We start from the raw sequence: 23,199 nt of genomic DNA, 5'->3' as shown, positions 1-23,199 counted from the left end.
AAAAGGTTACTGCTATAACGAAAAATTTGTCAACAGAAAAAACTTTTCGTTATTTTCGCAAATGATGCTAGACCGTCGGACACCGGCGCAAAAGCGCCGTGGCAAGGCCGTTGACCTCGCGAAAGTTTTCGTTCTTGATGCAAGGCCGCGCCCGGCCGGTGTGCCGCGGCAACAGAAGGAATGGTTTGCGAAATGAGTGACAGGCGAAAGCTTGCGACAGCAACGCTTCAGGATGTGGCCAATGCTGCCGGCGTATCCGTCGGGACCGTTTCGAAGGCGCTCAACCGCCGCGAGGGGGTCAGCCCGGAAGTCACCTCTCGGATCATCGACACGGCGCGACGGCTGGGTTACCAGAAACGCCAGCTTGCCCCCCAGCCGGTCTACGCAATCGGCAGCACGACAATCGTCACATTCGACCACTTCATTGTCAGCGGCCAGTTTTACGGAGAGATCCTGGATGCGATTCTGGAGGAGTCCGAACGGCAGGGCATAGCCACATCGGTCGAACTGGTCCCCTCGGGCAATCTGGAATCGTTTCTGGAGCGCGGACGGCTGTTTACCGCGCAAAGGCCGGAAAGCATCATCGTGCTGGGTATAGACCAGCCCGAGCTTGTCGATGCCATCGCCGCGCTGGGCTGTCCGGCCGTTCTGGTGAACGGCGCCGACCGGCACATGCGGGTTTCGAGTGTTTCACCGGATTATCATTTTGGCGGATGGGCTGCCGCCCGTCACCTGCTGGAACAGGGACATCGCAACATCGCCCATGTGACCCATCTGCGCCGCGTTTCCTTCGCGCTCCGCCTGGATGGGTTTCGCGATGCGCTGGCAGATTTCGGCATTGCCTATGATCCGGAAATCCATCTGATCGACACGCAAAGCCCCGCACTGATGAGTGAAGATGCCCGGCTGGCCGTGGAAGCGCGCATGTCTGCGGGAACCTTCGATTATACGGGCTTTGTCTGTGCCGCCGACATGCTCGCCGTCGGCGTCATGCAGGCCGCCGCAGGCGCGGGCCTTTCCATCCCCGACGACATATCGGTGATCGGTTTCGATGACCTGCCGATCTGCGCCCACTGCAATCCGCCGCTCAGTTCGATCCATGTCGACCGGCGCGAGATCGGCCGCACGGCGGTCAGCCTTCTGCTGGAACGTTCCAGCCTGCCTCAACTGCCCGAACGCCGCCTTGCCATGGGCGTATCGGTAACGCCGCGCGCCTCCGTCAAGGACCGCACCGCAAGCTGAAGACCGACGGCACGGACAGCTGCAAGCCCGCAAACAAAACGGCAAGAAAAAGCCGGACGGAAACATGCTTCCACCCGGCTCTTTCATGTTGGACAAGGATTACATGCAGTCGGCGATGTACTCGTACTTGTCGGCCAGCTCCGGTTGATCGGCGGTGATCGTGACGATTTCGGTCATGGTCACCTTGTCGAGTGTTTCGCCATTGATCAGCGCCGCAGCTGCGTCCATTGCCGCTTCGCCCTCGGCCTTGGGGTTCTGGGCGATCAGTGCCTGGATCGCGCCGTTTTTCAGCGCTGCGACTTCGGCGGAAGCGGCGTCATAGGCGACCATCTTGACCTTTCCGACGGCGCCGGCCTGACGCAGGCCGGTAATCGCGCCGATTGCGCCCTGGTCGTTGGTGGAGAAGATCGCGGCCAGATCGGGATGCGCCGACAGCGTCGATGTCACGATCTCGGCCGCCTTCTGGGGATCGTCGGACTGGTATTGCGGACCGAGATATTCGATGTCCGGATATTTGGCGATTTCTTCTTCGAAACCGGCGGTGCGGGCATCCTGCGCCAGCGAGCCGGGCGGCTGCGTGATGACCATGACCTTGCCCTTTTCGCCGATGAGCTTGGCCATAGCATCCGCTGCAAGCTTGCCGCCTTCCTCGTTGTCGGTGAGAACCTGGGTCTCGATGAAGGATGTATCGGCCAGTGTCTGGTCCACCGTCAGCACCTTGGTGCCGCGTCCGGCCAGTTCCTTCATCGGCTGCACCAGTGCCTGCATGTCGGTGGGCACGATGACGGCAGCGTCGGGCGCGGTTGCGGTGACGGCGTTGACGACCGGGATCTGACTGTCGGCGGCAAACTGGTCCGGCGCCGAGACGGTAAGATCAAGGCCCAGTTCATCGGCACGGGCCATCGCGCCGCACTGAAGCGCCTGATAGAAAGGGCTGCCTTTCACGCCGAGAACCAAAGAGACCGTGCCGTTTTCAGCGGCATGGGCCGGCATTGCCGTTGTTGCGAGACCGGCGGTAAGAAGAAGAGCCGATGCGATTTTCATTGCAGTCATGCTTGTTCCTTTATGGTTGGTTTTATTCCCGCGCGGTTCATCCGCGCTTTCTGAGCCGCCTTTTAAGCTGATCGATCCAGACGGCGAGGATCAGCACCGCCCCCATGGCAACGGTCTGCCAGAAGGGCGGTATTCCAAGGATGACGAAGCCATTGAGCAGGATGATCGGAATGAAAACGCCGATCACGGTTCCGAACATGCCGCCGGCGCCGCCGAAAAGACTGGTGCCGCCCAAAACCACGGCCGAGATGGTGGTGAGGTTGTCCATCGTGTGGCCGTTGATCGTGGTGGTGGCAAAGCGGGCATTGGCCATGACCGCGGCAATGCCGGCCATGGCGCCGGAAACGGCATAGACCGTCATCATCCGCGCCGTAACCGGAATGCCGCTGCGGCGCGCGCCTTCCTGGTTCGAGCCAACGGCATAGACATGCAGGCCGAAGCGGGTGAGTTTCAGCACAGCACCGGCAATCACCACGCAGACGACGGCGATGACCACCAGTGACGGAATGCCGAGAAGCCGCCCCGCACCGACATGGGTGACGAGCCGCTCCGGCATGGCCCGCACATCGACGCCGCCGGACAGGATCTGTGCGCCGCCGAGCGCCATGCCCATCGTGCCGAGCGTAACGATCAGCGCCGGAATGCGGGCAACCGCAACGAGAAAACCGTTCAGCAGCCCCCACAGGACACCGGTTGCGACCGCCGCCAGCGCGCCGATGGCGATGACGCCCCAGCCGGCCGATGTCGTGCCGAATGTGGTGCCGGCATCGCCGGAAAGCGCCAGCATGACTTGCGCCGAAACCACCGAGCAGAACACCAGAACGGACCCGATGGACAGATCGATACCGGCTGCGATGATGACATAGGTCTGGCCGGCGGCGAGCACCAGAATGATCGCGGCATTGATCGCGATCTGCTGCATGTTGTAGCCGGAGCCGAACTGGGCCGGACGAAACGCAGTGAAAATGCTGACCAGAACCAACAAAAGCAGAAAGATCCAGCCCGAGGCCAGAAGGCGCAGCAGCCGTCCGTCGCCGGATTGCGGCATGTTGAATTCTTCGCTGCTGCTCATCAGTGCTGCTCCGCTTTTCCGCTGGTCATTGCCTTTACGAGGTCGTCCACCGTGACGTCGGCCGCCCTGAGGCTGGCCACCGACTGGCCAAGCCTGAGAACGTGGACGCGGTCTGCGACTTCGAGAACCTGCGGCATGTTGTGGCTGATCAGGACAACGGATGTGCCGCTGTCGCGAACACGCTTGGCCAGTTGCAAGACCCGTTCGGTCTGCACCACGCCGAGTGCGGCGGTCGGCTCATCGAGAAAGACGATCTTTTCCGCCCACATGGCCGCGCGGGCGATTGCGACCGACTGGCGCTGGCCGCCGGACAGCGTTTCCACGGCCACGCTTTGCGATTTGAGTTTGACGCCGAGCTCATCGAAGACGGTCGCCGCCCGCCTGCGCATCGCCGGCCGGTCGAGCAGGCCGAGCTTGCCGGCAAGGCCCGGCCGCAGCATCTCGCGGCCCAAAAACAGGTTTTCCGCCGGCGGCAGGTCGGGCGCCAGCGCCAGGTCCTGATAGACGGTGGCAATGCCGGCTTCCTGCGCTTCGCGCGGCGATGAGAAATGAACCGGCCTGCCGTCGATCTTCAGTTCGCCGCCATCCGGCCTGTCTGCACCGGAGAGGATTTTCACCAGTGTCGACTTGCCGGCGCCATTGTCGCCGATCAGGGCGACGATCTCGTTCGGCCGGACTTCGAAATCGACACCGCGCAGCGCCTGAACATGTCCGAACGTACGGCGTATACCCTTGGCCTCAAGCAGCGGAGACGTCATTCCGCCTCTCCACCCATCGCCAGGCCGATATTGTTCGAGAAGGCGAAGAATTCGCTGTAGCGAGCCTCGACGAGCGCCTGCCAGTGATCATAGGCAGCCTGGCTGCCGGGAAAACGCCAGACGTCGACGGTTTCGAAATCGTGCTGGCCGCGGATATGAAACCGCCCCTGGAATGTTGCGCCGTTTGCGCCCGCGTCAGCGCGGATGTCCTGCCAGCGGCGCGTCAGTTCCTGTTTCACGGCCTCTTCCGTCAGATACCAGTGCGGCCGGGGGCGCGCATAGTGCAGCCAGATGCAGTTGGTATCGCTGTTTGTTGCAAGGTCAGCCATTGTGCCTCTTTTCCTTGTCGTCGCCCTTCTCGTCGCTCTTGTCATGGACAGGTTCGATCAGTTCGCTCAAAGGGCGAATGCGCCCGACGATGTGCCGGGATGTGGTGAATTTGAAATCGGCCACGCGCTCGTGACCGCGAATGGCGCTGTCGGCGATATCCGGCCCGGCGATTTCCCAGTAGCCGAGGTGATGCCAGTGATGGGCGATATCGAGACGCATGCGCCCGGAGATATTGACCTCGTGATCGAGGTCGCCCTTGAAGGCTTCGTCGCATTCCAGATCGTAGGCATTGCGCTCATCGACGCTGGCCTCGCACCACTGGTCGTTCCATTCCCAGAGCGCCAGAAACGCCCATTGGCGATCGGCATGTGCGCCCTTGCCGAAAACCGGTGCAAATTCGCGCAGGCCGATCATCCATTCGGTTTTGAAGGCGCGCGACCATCCGGCCTTTTCGAGGCGGACCGTGCCGTTCAGCGCCGCGTCGAGGCTCGGGGCCTCGAACACGCCGGCGAAATCGTGGGCATGGGTGAAACCGGTATCGATCCCCATCGGTCGATTTTCGGCATCGGGATCGAAGACGCGCCGCTGCGACAGGATCCAGCCTTCTTCGGCAAGTTCGCGCAGAACCGTTTCGATCGCGGCGGCATGGGCGCGTGTGTAGATGCCGGGCAGGTCATCCTGCCGGGTGGCGGTAAACAGTACGCAGGCGCGGGCTGCCGCCGTCTTTTCGGCGGTGAAGACATCCGTGTCTCCGGTCAGTGCGCTCATGATCAGCGCGCCTTCAAAACGGCCGTCATCAGCCGTTCGACACGGTCCGGATCGACCGGGTTCCACCACACACCGTCCTTCTTCAGCCACTGGCCGACGATGGCGCCATCGGCAACCGACATCAGCGAGGGCACCTGTTCGGGCGAGAGGCCGGAGCCGACGATGACCGGAAGATGAGTGCCGGCGCGAACCTGCTCGACTTCGTCCGGCTGGGTCGGTGAGCCGGTCCGCTGGCCGGTGGCGATCAGCACATCGGCATCGAACCATTCGGCATCGGTTGCCTGTTCGGTGATCGTCCGGTCGGCGGTGATGGCATGCGCGCCGAATTTCACATGAACATCGGCGAGGATCGCGACATCCTTGGCGCCGATATTGGCGCGGTAGCGCAGCGCTGCCGAGGCGGCGCCGTTGAGAAAGCCCTCATTGGCGACATAGGCATTGGCCCATTGGTTGACGCGCACCCATTTGGCCTCCACTGCCTTGGCGACGGCAAGGCCGGGGATCGCGCCATTGGCAACGCAAGTCAGCCCGATCGGCGTATCGACGGCCGCCCGGACGGCCTCGCAGGCCGCCGTCAGGCAGGAGACCGTCTCAAAACCGATATCCTCCGGGCGGGCGAACGGCATGTCGCCGGCGTTTTCGATCATGATGCCGTCGACACCGCCTTCGGCAAGCGTTTTGGCATCGCGCACGGCCGCGGCATAGATTTCGCGCACCGGCATGCCTTCGTAACGCGGCGCGCCGGGAAGCGCTGCCAGATGGATAACGCCGATGATCGGTTTGCTGACGCCAAACAACCGCTCAAGCGTATTTTCCTTCGGCGGCATTACTACGGGAGCTGTCATTTTGCCCTTTTTTCCTTTTTTTCATTGAATTCTTCGAGAGACGGGTAAGCGGTCTGCGCGCCCTCGCCGCTGCATGACATGGTTGCCGCGAAAACCGCGTCTTCCAGTGCTGCAGCCGGGGAAAGGCCGCGCGCGCGGCCGGCAAGAAACCACCCCGCCAGGCAATCGCCCGCCCCTGTCGTGTCGCGCACCGGCATCCCTTGCGGCGCGGAAATGGAAATGCTGGTGTCTGCCGCGTGATATTCGGCGCCCTCGCTGCCGCGCGTGCGGATGACGGCCTGGGCGCCCATCGCCAGCAGGCGTAGAACCGGATCGTCGCCGATCAGGGATGCGGCCCGGTCGTTGACGAATAGAACGGCTGCGCCGTCAATGGCATAGGCCAGTTGCCGGATACCGTCGGGAAAGGTCGCCGGTTCGAGATCGAGCGACCAGCCGATGCCCGCCTTGCGCGCCATCTCGATCAGCGGCCGGCCGGCCGACCCGTAAATGGCGGTATGAAGATGGGAAACACCGACAAAATCGAGCAATTCCAGGTCGTCCGGCGCCGGATAGATCGAAACGCCGGGGTAAAGGGCAAGCCGCTTTTCGCCATGCGGTTCGATGATCGAGACAACGCGGCACAGCATGCCCTCACGGCGCGCCAGCACGGGGCGGATGCCATTCTCCCGCATGTGTTCTTCGAACCGCAAGGATATCGCATCGGTCCCCGTCCGCCCCATGAAGACGACGCCAGCTCCCGCGCGTGCAGCGGCAACGGCACTGTTTGCGGCCACACCGCCAAAACCGTCGGTGACACCGTCCGCGATCACTTTTTCATCCGGCAGCGGGAAGTGGGAAACCCGAAAGGTCTCATCCCAGCTGATGTCGCCGACGAAGACAATGCCACTCATTGAACACCTCATTTGTAATGATGATTACTATCAATGTAATGACATTTTCCGTCAACAGTTTTAGATTATTTTTTGGACAAAAATTATCTTGGTACAAAATATGTGCAAAATTCCATCGAAATGACGGAAATCAAGGCGACAAACCATCGTTTCCAGCTGTTTTCCGTTCATATGTTGCTGTTGCGATGCCGTGCAAAAACTGCGAATGTAATGAGGAAATGATACAAATGGTGCCTTATGAAATGGACTGAGCGCGAAATCACGGCCAATGGCGCATCACGATGGCAGCAGATTGCGGAGATATTGCGCGAAGCCATTGAAGGCGGTGAATTCAAGGCTGGCCAGAGCATCCCGACAGAGGCGGAGATCAACAAGACCTTCGGCGTCAGCCGGACAACCACCCGCGCGGCCATGCAGAAGCTTGTTCAGGATGGGCTTGTCTCGCGTCACCCCGGTCTCGGCACCATCGTTTCCGACCGGCGGCTCGACCAGCCTCTTCATCAGATCCGCAGTTTTGCCGAGGATATGCGCAGCCGCGGGATGACGCCGTCTTACGAGGTTCTCCGCTGCGGCATGACCGCCGCCACACCGGAAGCCGCGCACGGGCTGGAGTTGGCGACAAGCGACCGGCCCTATCACGTCGAACGCCTTCTGAAAGGCAATGGCCGGCTGATCGGCCACTCGCTGTCGTTCATCCGTCCCGACATCTTTTCGGACATTGAACCGCCGGACGCGGCCTTCCTCGCGCAAGGTTCGCTCTATGACTGGATTGCACAGGAATGCGGGATCGAGATCGCCGGCGGCGTCGAGTTCATCGAGGCAAGCCTTGCCGGTGGCGAACTGGCCGGCACGCTGGGACTTTCCGGCGGTGATCCTGTCCTGATCGCACGCCGTATCGCCCGTTCGGAAAACGGGCTACCGATCGAATTCGCCGTGATCACCTACCGGGCAGACCGCTACAGGTTTCGGGTGGAACTGTAATCTTTCCGGTTTTCCACGACCTTGCAGATCAGGCAGGCGTCCGCTGCTGAGCCCTCATCCCTCGCGCCGGCCGAGCGCATGATCGCCCCAGCGTTCCAGAAGCGTGTTGGTCACGAGCGAATCCGACCAGGGCATTTCCGGGGTCTCACACCGCCCTTCGGCCAGCGCGTGGGACAGGCTGTCGGCCTCGCCGGCCATCGGGTTGACGGTCGGGGTTTCGATGGAGCGCTGCAGGCGGCCATGACGACGAAGCTGGATGACGGAAGCGCTTGCCGCTCTGCTGCCCCAGCCGTTCGGCAGAACGATTGTGCCTTTCGAGCCGCGAATGCGCACGGTGCGGGTGCGCGGCGTGATGATTGAAGCATGCACCGCGGCGGTAAAATCCCCGGTGCGCAGCCGGGCATGAATGGTGCCGTCAACGCCGTGGGTCATGCGCGCGCCGGCGCTGTCCACCGTCGCGGTTTCAAGCGCAATGCCCACGGCCGAAGCCATGCCGGTTGCAAAGGCCAGCGGATAGCCGCCGACATCGTATAATGCCCCTCCGGCAAGCGCCGGGTCGAAAAGCCGGCCCGTCCGGCTGCCCGCCCTGAAACCGAAAGACGCATCGAGCGCGCAGACGTCGCCGATTTCGCCTTCGGCCAGCAGCGCGGTCAGTGTTTTGAAAAATGGGCCGAAACGGAATTTATAGGCTTCGACGAAGGGCAGACCGGCTTTGCGGGCGGCTTCGATGACCCTCTGCGTTTCGGCAGCCGAGAGCGCCATCGGCTTTTCGCAGAGCACGGCCTTGCCGGCGCGAAGGGCCGCCAGCGTCAGTTCGACATGGGTCGTGTGAACCGTGCCCACATAGACCGCGTCAACGTCATCACGGGCGAGAATATCGGCGTAAGTGCCGCTATGCGCTGCGCCGTGTGTTTCCGCAAACCGGGCGGCCCGCGACGGATCGGAACTGCCGATGGCATGCAGCATGCCGAATTCGGAAACGGCCAGAGCCGCGGTGAAATCGCGGCAGATTGCGCCGGTGCCAAGGATGGCCCATCGTGTTTTTGCCGTCATGTCCGCCGTCTCCCGATTACGCGTTTCCCGATACCGTTTACGTCAGGCCAAGCCGGGCAAAAAGCGGCGCCAGACCGCCATGTTGCGGGCCCGGCGCGGTCATGTCGGCAACGGCCAGGACGGCGGGCGGCGCGCCTTCGATTGCGACACCGGTTCCGGCCCATGACAGCATTTCAAGGTCGTTGTAACCGTCTCCGACGGCAACGATGTCCTGCACTTCGGCGCCGAATGCGTCGGCGGCGAGACGCGCGCCCCGTTCCTTGTGCTCGTCGGCGAGAAAAATCTCGCCGGCCGACGACCCCATATCCGGCATGGAACTCGGCAATGTCGCGACTGCCGCTCCAATCATTTCGCCAAGCCGCGGAACGGGAACGGAGGATTCGAAAACCGTGATCTTGCTGAACGGCGTTGTCAGGGCGTGCGGTTCGGTCAGCACCTCTCCCAGCACGGCCGGCGTGGAACGCGGTGCGCCGGAACGGTCCTTCAGCCGGCCGAAGACGGTCGCCAGCCGTTCGGCGATATCCGCAGGCCCGCTGAGATTTTCCGGCGCTTCGAGAAGATAGGCAACCTTGTGCGTATCGAGCACGCAAACGGCCTTTTCCGCCAGATCCTGCGGGAAACGCCGGTCGCGCAGAACCTTCCCGCCGACTTCCACATAGGCGCCGGCGCTGGCGACAACGCCATCGAAGCCGGCGCCGGAGATCGACGGCGGCAGCATGCAGGCGGGGCGGCCCGTGCACAAAAGCACGCGGTGGCCGCGGCTGCGCGCCGCGCGCACCGCCGCCGCATTGGCTTCGGGCACGATGCCGTGATCGGCATAGGTTCCGTCAACGTCGAGAAAGATGATCATCCCGCTGCCTCGTCGGACGGGAAACGGACGCCGACCTGACGGCGGGCTTCATCCAGAATTTTATGGGTGATGACGGTATTTTCCAAGGGATGCACCTCCGACTCATGCGCGCCAGCGCGCAGAAGTGTGATAAACGCATCGATCCCGTAAGCCAAATGGTTCCCCGCGCGTTCGCGCGTCAGATCCTCGACCGGCTCCATACGTCGGGATGCGCCGCGTTTCAGAAAATCGATACGGCGCGGCGTGGCGATGTCGTCGAGTGTGAGCGCCTCGCTTTCGCCTGCCAGTTCCGAGACGAGGGCCGAGCCCGCGATCTTCGAATGCAGGCAATCGACCTCGAAACCGTCATAGCCGAGGATGATCGAACCCTGGCCATCGACGCCGGAAGACAGCATCAGCCCGCGCGCGATGACGCTTTGTGGCGCGCCGAACAGATGAACCGCCAGCGATACCGGATAAAAGCCGAGGTCAAGAATCGAACCGCCGCCGAATGCCGGATCGAATGCGGCGGGACGTTTGCCCGCCTTGAAGGCATCATAGGCCGAGGAATACTGGTTTTTCACCAGCACCGCGCGGCGCAGCTGGCCGATACGCGGCAGGGCCGCGCGCAGGGCGGCGATATTGGGCTCGAACGGGGCTGGATAAAGCTCCAGCAAGAGCCGGTCCGCCGCACGCGCCGCTTCCACCATGGCGGTAGCCTGACGGGCATTGGCGGCCAGGGGCTTTTCGACAAGCACATGCTTGCCCGCCCGCAGCATCGCAATTGTGTGTTCGGCGTGCTGCGTATTGAGGCTGACGACATAGACGGCATCGATGCTTTTATCGGCGCCCAATGCTTCATAGTCATCGTAAACGGCAGGCACGTCGAAGCGGGTTGCGAAAGCAGCCGCATCCTCGTCACCTGCCGGGCAGACAGCGCGTATCGACACACCGTCCGTTTCGCCGATGGTGCGGGCGAAGAATTCCGCCATGGTGCCGGCGCCGATGAGGCCTATTCCGATTGTCTCCATGTCACGCTCCCGCCGGAGCCGAGCCAAGCCGGATGCCGGCATCCTTCAGCGCCGTGCCCGCAAGTTCGAGAACCAGTTCGGAGTGATCGAGTGAACGGTCGCGTGCGGCAAGGTCGCGGTCGCGGATCATCGCCGCGAAAGCCCGGAATTCGCCGATCATGCGATGCGGATGCGCCTGCGCATCGATCGTTTCCGGATCTTCGCCGCGCAGCGCCAGGGTAAAGCCGCCACGGGCCGAATTCGGCGTGCCTGTCATCACGATGGCGCCGTCTTCGCCCTGGATCTTGGTGCGGATCGGACCGCCGGAATCCTTGGCGCAGATGCATACGGCGCTGAAATCGTCATAGGCAAGCACGGCGATGCCGGACGTATCCACACCGCGTTCGACATTGGCGGTATAGGTGATCGATTTCGGACGACCAAACAGGCCGGCGACGAAATGAAGCGTATAGATGCCGATATCCATCAGCGCGCCGCCGCCCCTGGCCGGGTCGAATGCGGGCAGCACCTCGCCCGCCTGAAACGCGGGATAGCGCGAGGAAAACTGAGAATATTCGCACTGAATCAGCCTGATCCTGCCAAGGGCGGGAACACACTCCCTGATCGCCGCGTAATTGGCGAGATATAGCGTGGTGATCGCTTCGACCAGAATGAGGTTGTTTTCTTCCGCGATCCTGCGCAATTGCCGGAGTTCATCGAGGTCCAGCGTGAACGGCTTTTCGCAGATCACATGCTTGCCGGCCTCAAGGGCGCGCCGGGCGAACTCGAAATGCAGACCGTTGGGCAGGCCGACATAGACCGTATCGATATCCGGGTCGGCCAGACATGCGTCATAATCGACATAGACCTTGCCGATCCCGTGTTCCGCCTGAAGCCGTTCCAGCTCGGGGCGGGTGCTCTCCTGCCCGAAAATCGCGGCAAGGACGAGGCCCGGGATTTCGTCGGCGATCGACAGGAAATCCCTGACGATCATGCCCGATCCGAGGATGGCGAGTTTCATGCCTGCCCCTCCCGTTCCAGCATCGGGCGCAGGCCGTCCTCGAGGATGGAAATCAGCTCGATGGTCTGTTCCGGCGTCACCACCTGCGGCGCACCGTTGATGATCGCATCGTAAATGCCGTCATACATGCGGCCATAATCGCCGACCTCGGAAATCACCTTTTCCTCGTGATAGCGACCGTCATCGTCGTAATAGGTCAGCGTGCCGTAATGTTCCGGCTGGTCGACGCCGAAACCGGGTTCACCGGGCATGTAGAACATCTTCAGATGGTCTTCCTGACGGTCCTTGGTTTCCTTCACGAACATGCCCTTCGTGCCGTAAACGACGAAGCTCGGGCGATCCTTGACCCGGAAATAGCTCGATTTCACCGAAACCTTGAGCGGGCCTTCGTAAAACAGGTCGATGTCGAAATAGTCGTTCATCCGGCCGGGGCCAAGCAACTGCCGCACATCGCTGCGCACTTCCTTCGGGCTGCCGAAATAGCTCAGCACCTGGTCGATGGTGTGGACGCCGTGGGCGAACAGATAGGTGCGCTTGGGGGTGAAGACCGGCACCTGTTTCGTCGGCACTTCGGGGCGGTAATAGTCATAATGCATCTCGACTTCCAGGAGATCGCCGAGGCGGCCGCTTTCGATCACCTTCTGCACGGTGAGGAAGTCGGAATCATAACGCCGGTTCTGGTAGCTCTGCAGGAACAGCCCCTTTTCCTTCGCCAGCGCGAACAGTTCGCGCGCTTCCGCTGCACTCGGCGCGAAGGGCTTTTCGACCAGCGCGTTCTTGCCGTGTTGAAGGATCTGGCGGGCGATCTCGACATGGGTTGCCGATGGCGTGCAGACAACGACGAGCTGGATTTCCGGATCATTCCAGATGGCATCGAGATTATCGACATAATTGACGCCGTCCATGGGCGCCCATGGCGTATCCGACCCTGAAGGCGAATAGATCGTTTTCACCCGCAGATTGTCGCGGGTTTTCACGAACGGCAGATGGTAGCGGTTGGCGCTCTTGCCGTTTCCGATATAGGCGATCGTCAGCATGGTTTGCTTCTCCTTCGGGCCGGACATGCGCAGCACTGGATCTCGCCGGCGGTCCCCGTTTTCAACGGGGCGGACAATTTTCGGCGCGCGATGCCGGATATTGCAGTTTTGGTCATGCGATTTGCATCCCCGGCGGGATGCACGAATGCGCGGCGGTCGGGCCGGTCGCGCATTCGCAGGCTTCAGTCAGTTTCGTTTCCGCGCGGCGGCCTCAGCCGAGATCGGTGCCATTGGAACCGATCACACCGTGATACCAGTGGAAACTGTCCTTCTTGATCCGCGCAAGGTCGCGCAGGTCCTGTTCATCGCGGTTGATATAAATGAAGCCATAACGCTTCGCCGCGCCCTGATGGGTCGAGATCAGGTCGATGGCCGACCACGGGCAATAGCCGAAAATGTCCACGCCGTCGCCGAGCGCCATCTGGATCTGCTCGATATGCCGGCGCAGATAGTCGATGCGATAATCGTCATGGATCTTGCCGTCGACCACCTCGTCGAACGCGCCAAGGCCGTTTTCGGTGATGATCAGTGGCAGGTGATACCGGTCCCACAGCCGGCGCATGGTGGTGCGCATGCCAATGGGGTCGATCTCCCAACCGAAGGCGTTGGTCGGCAGGTGCTCGTTCTTCACCGCGCGATAAAGCCCGACCTCGCCGCGCACGATCTGCTGGTCCGCACCGCGATGCTGCAGGTCGCTGGCATCGCCGCGTGAGGCCCCAACCGTCTGGGTCGAGTAATAGTTGAAGGCGATGAAATCCGGGTGGGCGGCGGCAAGGGCTTCCGCATCGCCATCCTCGAAGGTCGGGGCCCAGCCCTTTTCCTTCAGGTAGGTCCAGGCCAACGGGTGGTAGATGCCTTTGACCGCGATATCCAGGTACATCAGGTTGCGCACCGCATCCCAGTCGTCCGCCGCGATCACGTCTTCCGGCGCGCAGCTTGCCGGATAGACCGAAACGATGTTCGGCGCGGGGCCGATCTTCGCTTCGGGCAGGATGTCGTGGCACAGCGTCATCACCTTGGCCTGCGCCACGAACATGTTGTGGTTCTGCTGGTAGATGACGTCCTCGGAAGCCACGCCGCTGCGACCGGTCGTGCCGATCGCCTTGCCGTGCAGAATCATCATGTTCTGTTCGTTGATGGTGATCCAGTAACGGACCTTGTCGCCGAATTCATCGAACAGAACCCTGGCATAGCGAACGAAGGCTTCAACCGTGTTGCGGTCCGACCAGCCGCCCTTGTCATCAAGGGCGGCGGGCAGGTCGAAGTGGTACATGGTGACGACCGGTTCGATGCCGCGTTCATGCAGGGCATCGATCAGGCGGTGGTAGAAGGCCACCCCTTCCGGGTTCACCGCACCGTCGCCATCCGGAATGATCCGGCTCCAGGCGATGGAGAAGCGATAGGCCTTCAGGCCGAGTTCGGCAAACAGCGCCACGTCTTCCGCATAATGGTGGTAGTGGTCCGAGGCGACCTTGTAGTCGGCGACGCCTTCGGCCCGGTGCATATAGGTATCGATGATCGAGGGGCCCTTGCCGTCCTCGTTCCACGCGCCTTCCGTCTGGTAGGCCGAGGTCGAGGCGCCCCAGAGAAAATCGTCGGGGAACGGTGTCTTTTTACTGTGTTGCATGCGTGTCTCCCGTCAATGCTTGATCGTGATGATGTCGGCGCCGGACGAGACGGGACCGGCATCGGCAACCGAAATTTCAGCGCCGTCGGCGGCATTGGTGACCACGACAACGACGGTTGCCGGATGGCCGGCGGCCTTGATGGCGGCGAGGTCGGCGGTGACCAGCGTCTGGCCGGCAACAACGCGGGTGCCCTGCGGAACGGCGCCGGCAAAGCCTTCGCCCTTCATCTGCACCGTATCGACGCCGACATGGACCAGCACCTCGGTTCCGTCTTCGGTGACGATGCCGAAGGCGTGCCCGGTATCGACCGCCGATTCGACGACGCCGGAAACCGGTGCGATGATTGTGCCGTCAGCCGGTTCGACGCCGACGCCGGGGCCCATGGCGCCCGATGAGAAGGCCGCGTCCGGCACGTCGCTCAATGCAACGATTGTGCCGTTGCAGGGTGCGGCGATAGCGGCTGTGGCAACCGGCGCTGCTGCCGGAACGGCGGGCGCGGCGGTGGCGGCGACACTGGCTGCGGGGGCCGGTGCAGGCGCAGCGGCGGGGCTGGCCGGAACCGGGCCGGCAGCGGCTGCGGCAACTGTCTGGCGCTTTTCGAAGTAGAACGACAGCAGATAGGTCAGGACAGCCGTGACCACGGTGGTAATCGCCAGAGCGATCAGGATGTTGACCAGATAGCGGGTGGTGTTGTCGCCGATATAGAGAACGACGGCCGGAAGCCCCGAAGAGCCGACGGCGAAGCGGCGGGTTGCCGTCAGACCGGCATAGAGGCCGCCGACGCCGCCGCCAATAAGCGTTGCGATCAGCGGATAGCGCTTGGGCAGCGACACGCCGTAAAGCGCCGGTTCCGTCGGTCCCATCAGGGCGGTAAAGCCGGTTGCCGTTGCCAGCTGGCGGGTCTTGGCATCCTTGGTGATCAGCATGACGGTGAGCATGGCAACGCCGGTGGCGATGTTCGAGCACAGCGCGCCGGGGCCGAAAATGCTCTCATGACCGAAAGCTGCCAGCTGCGCGAAGCCCAGCGGGGCAATGGCGTTGTGAATCCCAAACATGACCATAATCGGCAGCAGCGAACCGATGATGACCGGCGGCGCCCAGGGCGCGTTTTCGGTCAGGAACGAGAAGAAGATCGCCAGATAGCCACCGAGGAAAGAACCGATCGGGCCCAGCAGCGCCATGGCCAGCGTGCCCATGATCAGGAAGGTCATCATCGGCACGACCACCAGCTTGGCGGCATTCGGCGTGATCCGGTCGAGCCAGCGTTCGACATAGGACTGCACGAAGACGATCAGCAGGATCGGGATCACCGTCGAGCCATAGGTCGTCAGCGTCAGCGGAATGAAACCGAAGAGATTGACCGGCTCGCCGGCAGCGACCATGGCATTCCAGTTCGGATGCAGCATCATCGCGGCGACGACACCGGCCATGATGCGGCTGGTCTTCAGCTTGTCGGCAGCCGAAATCGCAACGAACACCGGCAGGAAGTAGAAGACGGCATTGGAGAAGAAGGCCAGAACCCGGTAGGTCTGCGAATCCGTCGTGATCACATCGAAGACGACGAGCACGGCCAGCAGGGCCATGATCATACCGGCGCCGGACAGTGCCGGAATAATCGGCTGGAACGTGCCCGAAACGAAGTCGATCACGACGCTCAGAAAGTTCCTGTGCTTCGGCGTCACGGTCATGTCCGGGGCCTGCGCCTCGACGCCCGCATCGCTCATTTCGCGGTCGACCTCTTCGAAGACGTCCTTCACATGGGTGCCGATCACGACCTGGAATGTGCCGCCCGAAGACGCGGTCGCGGCAACGCCGTCGAGGGCATTGAGTTCGGCGTTCCTGACCGCGGCTTCATCGCGCAGGGCAAAACGCAAACGCGTCTGGCAATGGTAGACGGACTGGACGTTCTGCGGCCCCCCGACCAGTTCGATAATCTCATGCGCCAGCGGCGCGTATTTCTGTGTCATTGCGTAAACCTCCTCCATTGAGGCGCAAAAAGGCAAAAAAAAGGACCTGAGCGACACCTGACCTTCCGGTTTCAGTGTCAAATCTCAGATCCTGCTCCGCGACGTAAAAACGCACGGATTACATTCTGTTTTATCGCGGTCGCCGTGACCGTGGCCTTTACGCTAAGCGCCGTGAGGTACGGAAGTCAAGACGGTGAATCGGGGCAAAGCGGCGATCTGTGCAGCTTGCGCTATCGGTTGCAGGCCACGTTTCCGCACACGCGAAGAACGGGCGAAAGGCGGCAAGTCTCCCGTTGAATCAGGGCGGAGAAGCCCAAATATGGCGAAGAAGTGGCAACGCCGGAAAAGGCATACTAACAGCGCGTTCTGCGCCAGATTGTCGCATATCCAGACGAAGGTCCGCTGCAGGACGATGCCCTGTTGCAAGACAGCCGCAGCGCCGCTGACGGCCCGTGAAAACGGCAGACGCCAGACCGTTTGGGAACGCCCCGGGCACCGGCTCCGGCAGTGCCGCGGCGGTAACCGGACGACGGTTTCCTGCGACCTTCCGCGGCGAGGTACGTCTTGCAAACACAAAAATAAGAGCCTATTTGAAGGTCATGGATTGTAACCGCTTCGGGCGGGCAAAACCTGGGTTCGGCTTGCTGTGGCCGTCTCAGGTTTTTTTTTGCCCTGATGAGCGTGTTGAACCGGGAGAGAACATGCAAGATCGTCCTGAAAGGCTCCGCTCCGCGCCGACCGGCAGATGGCAGCGCGATGCCCGTTTCGGGTCGACGAACAAGGCGCCGGCGGAGGAACACCGGCGCGGGAGCGGGAGGGAGACGCCGATGCTCGTGCTGAAGATATTCAACAACAATGTTGCGCTGGTGCGTGACGAAACCGGTCGCGAGGTCGTCGTGCAGGGACGCGGCCTGGCGTTTCAGGTGCGTCCGGGCGATCAGCTCGACCCGACGGTCGTCCAGCGCCGCTTTGTGCCGGAGCCGTCCTATACGCCCGAAAACTTCGCCCAGCTCATAGCCGAAATCCCGCCCGGCCACATCGCCATTGCCGAGACGATCCTGGGCATGGGCGAAAAGGTCGGGCTGAAGCTCGACCGGCATGTCGTCGTCGCGCTGGCCGACCACATCTCGATGGCGATCAAGCGCCAGCTTTCCCATCAGTCGTTCGAAAATCCGCTGGAATGGGAAGTGCATCTTCTCTATGTGCGCGAGGCCCGGCTGGGGATGATGGCGCTCGACGAGATCGAAAGACAGACCGGCGTCCGCCTGCCCGATATCGAAGTGGTGCCGCTGGCGCTGCATTTCGTCAATGCGCAGGTCGGTGCGCGGCAGCTGAGTTCCGCAGTGCGCACCGCGCGGCTGATCCGGGATATCCTCGCAATGATCGAGGACGAATTCGGCATCAAGATCAGCGCCGACGATTCGCTTGGCAGCGCGCGCTTTGCCACCCATCTGCGCCACCTGTTTCTCAGCCATCTGAGCGGCGAAACCTATACGCCGCTGATTGCCCAGCTGGCCCAGACATTCAAGGCGGAAGATCCGCGCGTTTATGAATGCGCCGAGCGGATCGGACATTATCTCACGGAAAAGATGGACTGGACCATCAGCGAAGACGAGACGGTTTACATCGCCCTGCATATCCAGCGCATGACACGGCGCGCCTTCAGCAATCCCGACATTCCGAAAGAGTAAGGAAAGCCACGCGCAGCCGGCCACAGGCGCGCGGAAAAGGACGGAACCATGAACGACACCATCGGCAAATCATCACAGAAGATCGTGGCCCTCATCGGCGGTCCGGCCAATGTCGAATCCGTCACGCACTGCGCCACCCGTCTCAGGTTTAATCTGAAGGATGACAGCAAGGCCGACCGTCCGGCCCTTCTGGACGTCGATCCGGTCCTGTCGGTCGTTGAAAGTGCCGGCCAGTTTCAGCTGGTGATCGGGCCTCAGGTTCCGGACGTTCATGATGCGGTGCTGGCCGCACTCTCCGGCATGCAAGAGCCCGCCCCTGCGCCTGAAGACCCGGCGCCCCAAAACCCGCCGCCGGCGCGCGACGCCGCCGCAACCGGTCAGCCCGGTTTCAAAAAACGCACGCTCTCCCTCATTCGCGGTTTCCTGAAACCGGGCGCTGAGGCGGATCGTGAATAAGCCGGCAAGACAGCGGCCGAAACCGCGTGATTTCGAACTGGCGATTGTGCAGATCGCCCCCTGAATGCAGCAATGGACGACATAAAGATGGACAACAACGCTACGGAACTTCTCGTACCCCTGAAGATCGCACACGGATTGCACGCGCGCCCCGCCGCAATGCTGGCCAATGCGGCCAAGGCCCACAAGGGCGCGGTCACCATCTCCTGCAACGGCAAGACGGTCAACGCCAAGAGCGTGGTGGCGCTGATGGGTCTGGGAACGCATTTCGGCGACAATCTGGCGATCCACATCGAAGGCGATGGCGCGGAGGCCACCGGCGACACCCTGATGGATCTGGTGCTCTCCGGCCTTGGCGATCCGATTGCCGATGCCCCCGCGCCGGAAGCGGAACTGCCGGAAAAGAAGGAAGACAAGCCGGCTGAAAGCAAGCCGCAGGGCGACGCCCTGCCTGCCTTTGCGCCCGGCGCCGATGCGGTTGTGACCGGCCGTTCCGCCGTTGGCGGCTTTGCCGCCGGCCCTGTGACGCGCCGCGTCTCGGCAACCGCAGACCTGAAGAAGGATGGCGATGGCGCGGAGACCGAACGCGCACGGCTGGCATCCGCACGCGCTGCCGTAATCGCCCGGCTGACCAATTCTGCCGATGGCTCGCCGCTCAACCCGGTTGCCGCCGCGCACCGCGATATCGTTGACGACCCGGCGTTGATCGAGGCAGCGGAAGCCGGCATTGCCGCCGGACGCAGCGCCGAATGGGCATGGAACGAGGCCTGCCGGGAACAGGCGGAAGCGCTGGCCACCATGGCCGATGCGCGCATGGCCGAACGGGCCGCCGACATGCGCGATATCGCCGGACAGGTGATCGCCGAACTGTCAGGCAAGGGTGCAACCCCCGGCCTTGCGGCCCTGCCGGCCGGCAGTATCGTCCTTGCCGATGAAATCCTCCCCTCCGAAATGCTCGGCCTTTCCGCCGGGCACATCGCGGCCATCCTGATGCGCGACGGCGGCCCGACCTCCCATGCCGCGATCCTGGCTGCCGGTCTCGGCATTCCCACCATCGTCGCAATCGGCAGCGATGCCGACCGCATTCCCGACGGCGCGCCGGTGATCATCGACGCCAAGGCCGGAAGCCTGACGGTTTACCCCGACGATGCGGCCTTTGCCGAAGCCCTAAGCAAGGTTGCCGCACAGGCCGAAAAACGCGAAACCCTGCGCGCGGCGGCAAAGCGCGACTGCTATCTCGCCGATGGCGCCCGGATCGAGGTTTTCGCCAATCTCGGCCATTCCGGCGAAGGCACGCTGGCCGTTTCGGAAGGGGCCGAAGGCTGCGGCCTTCTGCGCACCGAATTCCTGTTTCTCGACCGCGCGACCGCACCCAGCGAGGAGGAACAGCTTGCCGAATATCAGACCATCGCCGATGAACTCGGTGGCAAGCCGCTGATCATCCGTCTGTTTGACGCCGGCGGCGACAAGCCCATGCCCTATCTGCCGCTGCCGGCTGAGGATAATCCGTTTCTGGGTCTTCGCGGCATCCGCGTGGGACTTGCCAAACCGGAACTTCTCCATGCCCAGATCCGCGCGATCCTGCGCGTGAAACCCTATGGCGTGGCCCGGATCATGGTGCCGATGGTCGCTTCGGTTTCAGAAGTCGAGGCAGTGCGCGCGCTGGTCGAAGAGGAAAGCCGCAAGCTCGGGCGCGAAGCCCCGATCGAGGTCGGCGCGATGATCGAAACCCCGGCCGCCGCCGTCACCGCGGCGCAGTTGGCGCGGGTCTGCGATTTCTTCTCGATCGGCACCAATGACCTGACCCAGTACACGCTGGCCATGGACCGCGGCAATCCGGCCGTCGCCAAGGATGTCGATGCCCTGCATCCCGGCGTTCTCGGGCTGATCCGGATGACGGCGGAAGGCGCGGCCTCCGACCGGCGCACGGTCGCCGTTTGCGGCGGCGCGGCCTCCGACCCGGTCGCCGCACCAATCCTGGTCGGCCTCGGCGTCACCGAACTTTCCGTCGCCCCGGCCATGATCCCCGAAATCAAGGGCTTGCTGGAAACGCTGACGCTGGAGCAATGCCGGGCACTGGCCGAAAAGGCCCTGAAAGCCGACAGCGCCGCGCAGGTCCGCACGCTGGATAAAGGCTCCGCCACCGCGTAACGCCAGTCCGCCTGACAAACGGTATCCGGATCAATCTGAAACGGCGGATTTTGAAGGAGGCCCGCCGTTTTTGGCTGCTGACAAACCCGAAGACGTGTGGATTGTTGCCTCCGCCAGCCGTCCCCACAGGTGTCATGCTCGGACGTGATCCGAGCATCCATTCCGCTCAACCCTTTGATAAGAAAGGGTTTCAAGCAAGAATACATCGTGTAGCCCTGGATCCTCGGGTCAAGCCCGAGGATGCCCCGGAGTGAGGGGTAGCTTTGTCAGCAAACTGACGGCGGGTTTCAAGAAAAGCCCGCCATCAGATGTCGGGGTTCGCTGGTCGCGCCGGATCAAAAATTGAAAAAAGACAAAAAACTGTCCGAAAATCGGACAATAAAGTAGTCTGCCAATTGATACATTCGCGCAATCCGTTCTCGTTGTCTTGTGGAGGAGCCAAGATCGGAGCACGCGACCCCCGCCGGTGAAGATCTCTGGCGACCTGTCTTTTCGGGAGGAGAAGATGGAGCGCATGGTAAGAAAAAAAGAATGGGAAGACTTCATGGCCGTGGGGCGTGTGCCCACCGGCCTGAACCATGACATCCTGGCCAGCTGGCAACGTTCGGCCAAGCATTCGGTTGCCGGACGCACGCGCGCGCCCGTCGTCAACGATGATGAGCTGGAAGGCCGCCGGGTCCAGGCGCGCCGGCTCGGCCGCGCCGCGCGCAGCGCGCTGAACCGGGCCGGCAATCTGCTGATCGGAACACGCGACATCCTGCTGCTCAGCGATGATGCCGGCGTGGTTATCGACACCGTCGGCGATCCTCATACGCTGTCTCAGGCCGAGGAAAATCATCTGCATACCGGCGGCCACTGGATCGAGGAAGCGATCGGCACCAATGCCATCGGCACGGCGCTGCATCTGGGAGCACCCACGCTCATTCAGGATGCGGAGCATTTCTGCGAGGCCATCCAGCGCTGGAACTGTGCCGCAACGCCGATTACCGATCCGGGCACCGGCCGTATCCTCGGCGTGGTCGATATTTCCTGGCCCGGCGGCATTCAGCAGCCCAATGCCGTCGCGCTTTCATCCGCCCTGGCACTGCAGATGGAGACCGAGCTGACCCACATGCTCGGCCATGAACGGGAAATCCTTCTGGAACAGTCCCACATCCGGCGTTTGCGCCGCGGCAGCGGGCCGATGCTGATCATGGATCGCAGCGGCGCCAATGTTTTTTCGACCGAGAATTTTGCACGGTTTTACGATGACGACATCGATCTCGAACAATTGCGAAGACGGCTTCCGGCACTGATCGACCAGCCGGCCGAGCAGATCGGCGAGGTTCTGGCCGATTGCCTGAAGAGCACCGATTTCGAGGTGATCAGCGACCGGGATGAGCCGATCGGCATCCTGATCGCCCTCAGACGGTCGCGGCTGCGCGCCCAGACGGACAGATCGACCGCAACGGAGCTGGAGCAGATCGCCAGTGCGGGAGAAGCCTCGGCCGCGCTTTGCGCTCAGGCCCGGCGGCTTGCAGAAACCGGAATTTCGATCCTGATCGAAGGCGAAACCGGGACCGGAAAGTCCTTTCTGGCGAGAGCCATTCATAACGCCAGCAAACAGTCTGACGAACCGTTCGAAATGCTCGACTGCGCGCAACTGACCGAGGAAACCCTGCGCAATTGCTTCGCTTCGGATCACCAATGCATCGGGAAAGGCACGCTATGTCTCAACAGTCCCGGCGCCGTTCCGGCATCCATACAGAAACTGCTGCTCACTCTGGTCGAACAGTTCATGGAACAGGGCGGCCGGATCATCGCGCTTTCGGCACGCTCTCTTTATGAGGAGATGCGCGGGAACAATTTCCGCGGCGATCTCTATTACCGGATCGCGGGCGCGCGGCTTGAGATCACGCCGTTGCGGGAGCGCGCCGGGGAAATCGCGCCGCTCCTGCGTCAGCTCGTCCAGAGCCATGCCGCCGAAACAGGCCGGCGGGAATTACGGTTTTCGCCAGGCGCGGTGGGCGTTTTGAAAAACTATGCCTGGCCGGGCAACCTGCTTGAAATGCGCAATCTTGTCGCCGCCCTCGATGCCTTGTCGCCCACCGGCCTGATCGACGAGCGCATATTGCCGCGCGAATTCCGGCAGCCGGCGCGGCGCAACGGAAGCGACACCCTGCGCGACGTCGAGCGAGCCGGCATTCTCGATGCCCTCGAGGCCGAAGACGGCAATCTTTCGCGGGTGGCGAAACGCCTCGGCATTGCCCGCTCCACGCTTTACCTCAAGCTTGACAGCTACGGGATAGAGACCCGGCGAAAGACCTGACCGGGCGTCCGAAACCTGTCTGTCCGGATGGCTGAAAACCGGACACTTTCTGTTTTGGCAAAAGATACATCCTCCTGTTTGTGGCCTTCCCGTCTCGGGATGGCCGGAA

Annotated in this window: 20 protein-coding genes; 6 read left to right on the top strand and 14 right to left on the bottom strand. The window is 62.3% G+C overall.

Annotated elements, in window-relative coordinates; all coding sequences use genetic code 11:
- Window positions 1–192: 192 nt before the first annotated feature.
- A complete protein-coding gene (locus ABID12_RS14370; protein ID WP_354434806.1) occupies window positions 193–1,242 on the top strand; it encodes a LacI family DNA-binding transcriptional regulator in 1,050 nt (349 codons plus the stop codon).
- Window positions 1,243–1,341: 99 nt separating this feature from the next.
- On the opposite strand, the gene ABID12_RS14365 is transcribed toward ABID12_RS14370, so the two are convergent.
- Genes ABID12_RS14365 through ABID12_RS14335 form a run of 7 tightly spaced genes read right to left on the bottom strand, consistent with a single transcriptional unit; the run spans window position 1,342 to window position 6,958 of the window.
- Complete coding sequence (locus tag ABID12_RS14365; RefSeq protein ID WP_354434805.1) at window positions 1,342–2,295, bottom strand: ABC transporter substrate-binding protein; 954 nt, start codon at window positions 2,293–2,295, stop codon at window positions 1,342–1,344.
- A 37-nt stretch (window positions 2,296–2,332) separates the two neighbouring features.
- Window positions 2,333–3,367, bottom strand: a complete 1,035-nt coding sequence (locus ABID12_RS14360; protein WP_354434804.1) for an ABC transporter permease — start codon at window positions 3,365–3,367, stop codon at window positions 2,333–2,335.
- Entirely contained in the window at window positions 3,367–4,125 is a 759-nt protein-coding gene (locus ABID12_RS14355) for an ATP-binding cassette domain-containing protein (protein WP_354434803.1), read from the bottom strand. The genes ABID12_RS14360 and ABID12_RS14355 overlap by 1 nt, the downstream gene beginning before the upstream one ends.
- A complete protein-coding gene (locus tag ABID12_RS14350) occupies window positions 4,122–4,454 on the bottom strand; it encodes a hypothetical protein (RefSeq protein ID WP_354434802.1) in 333 nt (110 codons plus the stop codon). Before ABID12_RS14350 ends, ABID12_RS14355 begins: the two co-directional genes overlap by 4 nt.
- Entirely contained in the window at window positions 4,447–5,223 is a 777-nt protein-coding gene (locus ABID12_RS14345; RefSeq protein WP_354434801.1) for a hypothetical protein, read from the bottom strand. Before ABID12_RS14345 ends, ABID12_RS14350 begins: the two co-directional genes overlap by 8 nt.
- Window positions 5,224–5,225: 2 nt before the next feature.
- On the bottom strand, window positions 5,226–6,068 hold the full coding sequence (locus ABID12_RS14340) for a BtpA/SgcQ family protein (protein WP_354434800.1): 843 nt from the start codon (window positions 6,066–6,068) through the stop codon (window positions 5,226–5,228).
- The gene (locus ABID12_RS14335; RefSeq protein ID WP_354434799.1) at window positions 6,065–6,958 is read right to left on the bottom strand and encodes a carbohydrate kinase family protein; all 894 of its coding nucleotides are present in this window, start codon (window positions 6,956–6,958) and stop codon (window positions 6,065–6,067) included. The genes ABID12_RS14340 and ABID12_RS14335 overlap by 4 nt, the downstream gene beginning before the upstream one ends.
- Before the next feature lie 237 nt (window positions 6,959–7,195).
- Between ABID12_RS14335 and ABID12_RS14330 the strand changes: the two genes are divergently transcribed.
- Window positions 7,196–7,939 carry a GntR family transcriptional regulator gene (locus tag ABID12_RS14330; RefSeq protein WP_354434798.1) on the top strand — a complete coding sequence of 248 codons (744 nt, stop codon included), beginning with the start codon at window positions 7,196–7,198 and terminating at the stop codon, window positions 7,937–7,939.
- Window positions 7,940–7,993: 54 nt separating this feature from the next.
- Here the strand turns inward: ABID12_RS14330 and ABID12_RS14325 are convergent, their stop codons facing one another.
- The 7 genes from ABID12_RS14325 to ABID12_RS14295 form a co-directional block, all read right to left on the bottom strand.
- Window positions 7,994–8,992 (bottom strand): Gfo/Idh/MocA family protein, encoded by a 999-nt coding sequence (locus ABID12_RS14325; protein ID WP_354434797.1) that lies wholly within the window; start codon window positions 8,990–8,992, stop codon window positions 7,994–7,996.
- Between the two features lie 37 nt (window positions 8,993–9,029).
- The gene (locus ABID12_RS14320; protein WP_354434796.1) at window positions 9,030–9,842 is read right to left on the bottom strand and encodes an HAD hydrolase family protein; all 813 of its coding nucleotides are present in this window, start codon (window positions 9,840–9,842) and stop codon (window positions 9,030–9,032) included.
- The gene (locus ABID12_RS14315; protein WP_354434795.1) at window positions 9,839–10,852 is read right to left on the bottom strand and encodes a Gfo/Idh/MocA family protein; all 1,014 of its coding nucleotides are present in this window, start codon (window positions 10,850–10,852) and stop codon (window positions 9,839–9,841) included. Before ABID12_RS14315 ends, ABID12_RS14320 begins: the two co-directional genes overlap by 4 nt.
- 1 nt (window position 10,853) lies before the next feature.
- Window positions 10,854–11,852 (bottom strand): Gfo/Idh/MocA family protein, encoded by a 999-nt coding sequence (locus ABID12_RS14310; RefSeq protein ID WP_354434794.1) that lies wholly within the window; start codon window positions 11,850–11,852, stop codon window positions 10,854–10,856.
- Window positions 11,849–12,889, bottom strand: coding sequence for a Gfo/Idh/MocA family oxidoreductase (locus tag ABID12_RS14305; protein ID WP_354434793.1), 1,041 nt, complete (start codon window positions 12,887–12,889; stop codon window positions 11,849–11,851). The genes ABID12_RS14310 and ABID12_RS14305 overlap by 4 nt, the downstream gene beginning before the upstream one ends.
- 211 nt (window positions 12,890–13,100) lie before the next feature.
- A complete protein-coding gene (locus ABID12_RS14300; protein ID WP_354434792.1) occupies window positions 13,101–14,516 on the bottom strand; it encodes a glycoside hydrolase family 1 protein in 1,416 nt (471 codons plus the stop codon).
- A gap of 12 nt (window positions 14,517–14,528) precedes the next feature.
- A complete protein-coding gene (locus ABID12_RS14295) occupies window positions 14,529–16,484 on the bottom strand; it encodes a beta-glucoside-specific PTS transporter subunit IIABC (RefSeq protein ID WP_354434791.1) in 1,956 nt (651 codons plus the stop codon).
- Window positions 16,485–17,311: 827 nt separating this feature from the next.
- Here ABID12_RS14295 and ABID12_RS14290 point away from each other — a divergent pair.
- The 4 genes from ABID12_RS14290 (at window position 17,312) to ABID12_RS14275 (ending at window position 23,090) form a co-directional block, all read left to right on the top strand.
- Complete coding sequence (locus tag ABID12_RS14290) at window positions 17,312–18,175, top strand: PRD domain-containing protein (RefSeq protein WP_354434790.1); 864 nt, start codon at window positions 17,312–17,314, stop codon at window positions 18,173–18,175.
- A gap of 48 nt (window positions 18,176–18,223) precedes the next feature.
- Complete coding sequence (locus ABID12_RS14285) at window positions 18,224–18,631, top strand: PTS sugar transporter subunit IIB (protein WP_354434789.1); 408 nt, start codon at window positions 18,224–18,226, stop codon at window positions 18,629–18,631.
- 87 nt (window positions 18,632–18,718) lie between these two features.
- Window positions 18,719–20,782: a phosphoenolpyruvate--protein phosphotransferase gene (gene ptsP, locus ABID12_RS14280; RefSeq protein WP_354434788.1), complete on the top strand. Its 2,064-nt coding sequence runs from the start codon at window positions 18,719–18,721 to the stop codon at window positions 20,780–20,782.
- A gap of 514 nt (window positions 20,783–21,296) precedes the next feature.
- On the top strand, window positions 21,297–23,090 hold the full coding sequence (locus ABID12_RS14275; RefSeq protein ID WP_354434787.1) for a sigma-54-dependent Fis family transcriptional regulator: 1,794 nt from the start codon (window positions 21,297–21,299) through the stop codon (window positions 23,088–23,090).
- Window positions 23,091–23,199: the final 109 nt, after the last annotated feature.

This window comes from Martelella mangrovi (assembly GCF_040545495.1).
GTDB lineage: Bacteria > Pseudomonadota > Alphaproteobacteria > Rhizobiales > Rhizobiaceae > Martelella > Martelella mangrovi.
The sequence above is the reverse complement of the archived record's forward strand: the minus strand, read 5'-3'. Positions and strand labels throughout refer to the sequence as shown.

Excerpts from the sequence above, each read along its gene's own strand:
- ABID12_RS14285 (WP_354434789.1), top strand. The coding sequence starts at position 18,224 with ATGAACGACACCATCGGCAAATCATCACAGAAGATCGTGGCCCTCATC.
- ABID12_RS14340 (WP_354434800.1), bottom strand. The coding sequence starts at position 6,068 with ATGACAGCTCCCGTAGTAATGCCGCCGAAGGAAAATACGCTTGAGCGG.
- ABID12_RS14360 (WP_354434804.1), bottom strand. The coding sequence starts at position 3,367 with ATGAGCAGCAGCGAAGAATTCAACATGCCGCAATCCGGCGACGGACGG.
- ABID12_RS14335 (WP_354434799.1), bottom strand. The coding sequence starts at position 6,958 with ATGAGTGGCATTGTCTTCGTCGGCGACATCAGCTGGGATGAGACCTTT.
- ABID12_RS14295 (WP_354434791.1), bottom strand. The coding sequence starts at position 16,484 with ATGACACAGAAATACGCGCCGCTGGCGCATGAGATTATCGAACTGGTC.
- ptsP (WP_354434788.1), top strand. The coding sequence starts at position 18,719 with ATGGACAACAACGCTACGGAACTTCTCGTACCCCTGAAGATCGCACAC.
- ABID12_RS14275 (WP_354434787.1), top strand. The coding sequence starts at position 21,297 with ATGGTAAGAAAAAAAGAATGGGAAGACTTCATGGCCGTGGGGCGTGTG.
- ABID12_RS14305 (WP_354434793.1), bottom strand. The coding sequence starts at position 12,889 with ATGCTGACGATCGCCTATATCGGAAACGGCAAGAGCGCCAACCGCTAC.
- ABID12_RS14315 (WP_354434795.1), bottom strand. The coding sequence starts at position 10,852 with ATGGAGACAATCGGAATAGGCCTCATCGGCGCCGGCACCATGGCGGAA.
- ABID12_RS14345 (WP_354434801.1), bottom strand. The coding sequence starts at position 5,223 with ATGAGCGCACTGACCGGAGACACGGATGTCTTCACCGCCGAAAAGACG.
- ABID12_RS14355 (WP_354434803.1), bottom strand. The coding sequence starts at position 4,125 with ATGACGTCTCCGCTGCTTGAGGCCAAGGGTATACGCCGTACGTTCGGA.
- ABID12_RS14325 (WP_354434797.1), bottom strand. The coding sequence starts at position 8,992 with ATGACGGCAAAAACACGATGGGCCATCCTTGGCACCGGCGCAATCTGC.
- ABID12_RS14310 (WP_354434794.1), bottom strand. The coding sequence starts at position 11,852 with ATGAAACTCGCCATCCTCGGATCGGGCATGATCGTCAGGGATTTCCTG.
- ABID12_RS14350 (WP_354434802.1), bottom strand. The coding sequence starts at position 4,454 with ATGGCTGACCTTGCAACAAACAGCGATACCAACTGCATCTGGCTGCAC.
- ABID12_RS14290 (WP_354434790.1), top strand. The coding sequence starts at position 17,312 with ATGCTCGTGCTGAAGATATTCAACAACAATGTTGCGCTGGTGCGTGAC.
- ABID12_RS14300 (WP_354434792.1), bottom strand. The coding sequence starts at position 14,516 with ATGCAACACAGTAAAAAGACACCGTTCCCCGACGATTTTCTCTGGGGC.
- ABID12_RS14365 (WP_354434805.1), bottom strand. The coding sequence starts at position 2,295 with ATGACTGCAATGAAAATCGCATCGGCTCTTCTTCTTACCGCCGGTCTC.
- ABID12_RS14320 (WP_354434796.1), bottom strand. The coding sequence starts at position 9,842 with ATGATCATCTTTCTCGACGTTGACGGAACCTATGCCGATCACGGCATC.
- ABID12_RS14330 (WP_354434798.1), top strand. The coding sequence starts at position 7,196 with ATGAAATGGACTGAGCGCGAAATCACGGCCAATGGCGCATCACGATGG.
- ABID12_RS14370 (WP_354434806.1), top strand. The coding sequence starts at position 193 with ATGAGTGACAGGCGAAAGCTTGCGACAGCAACGCTTCAGGATGTGGCC.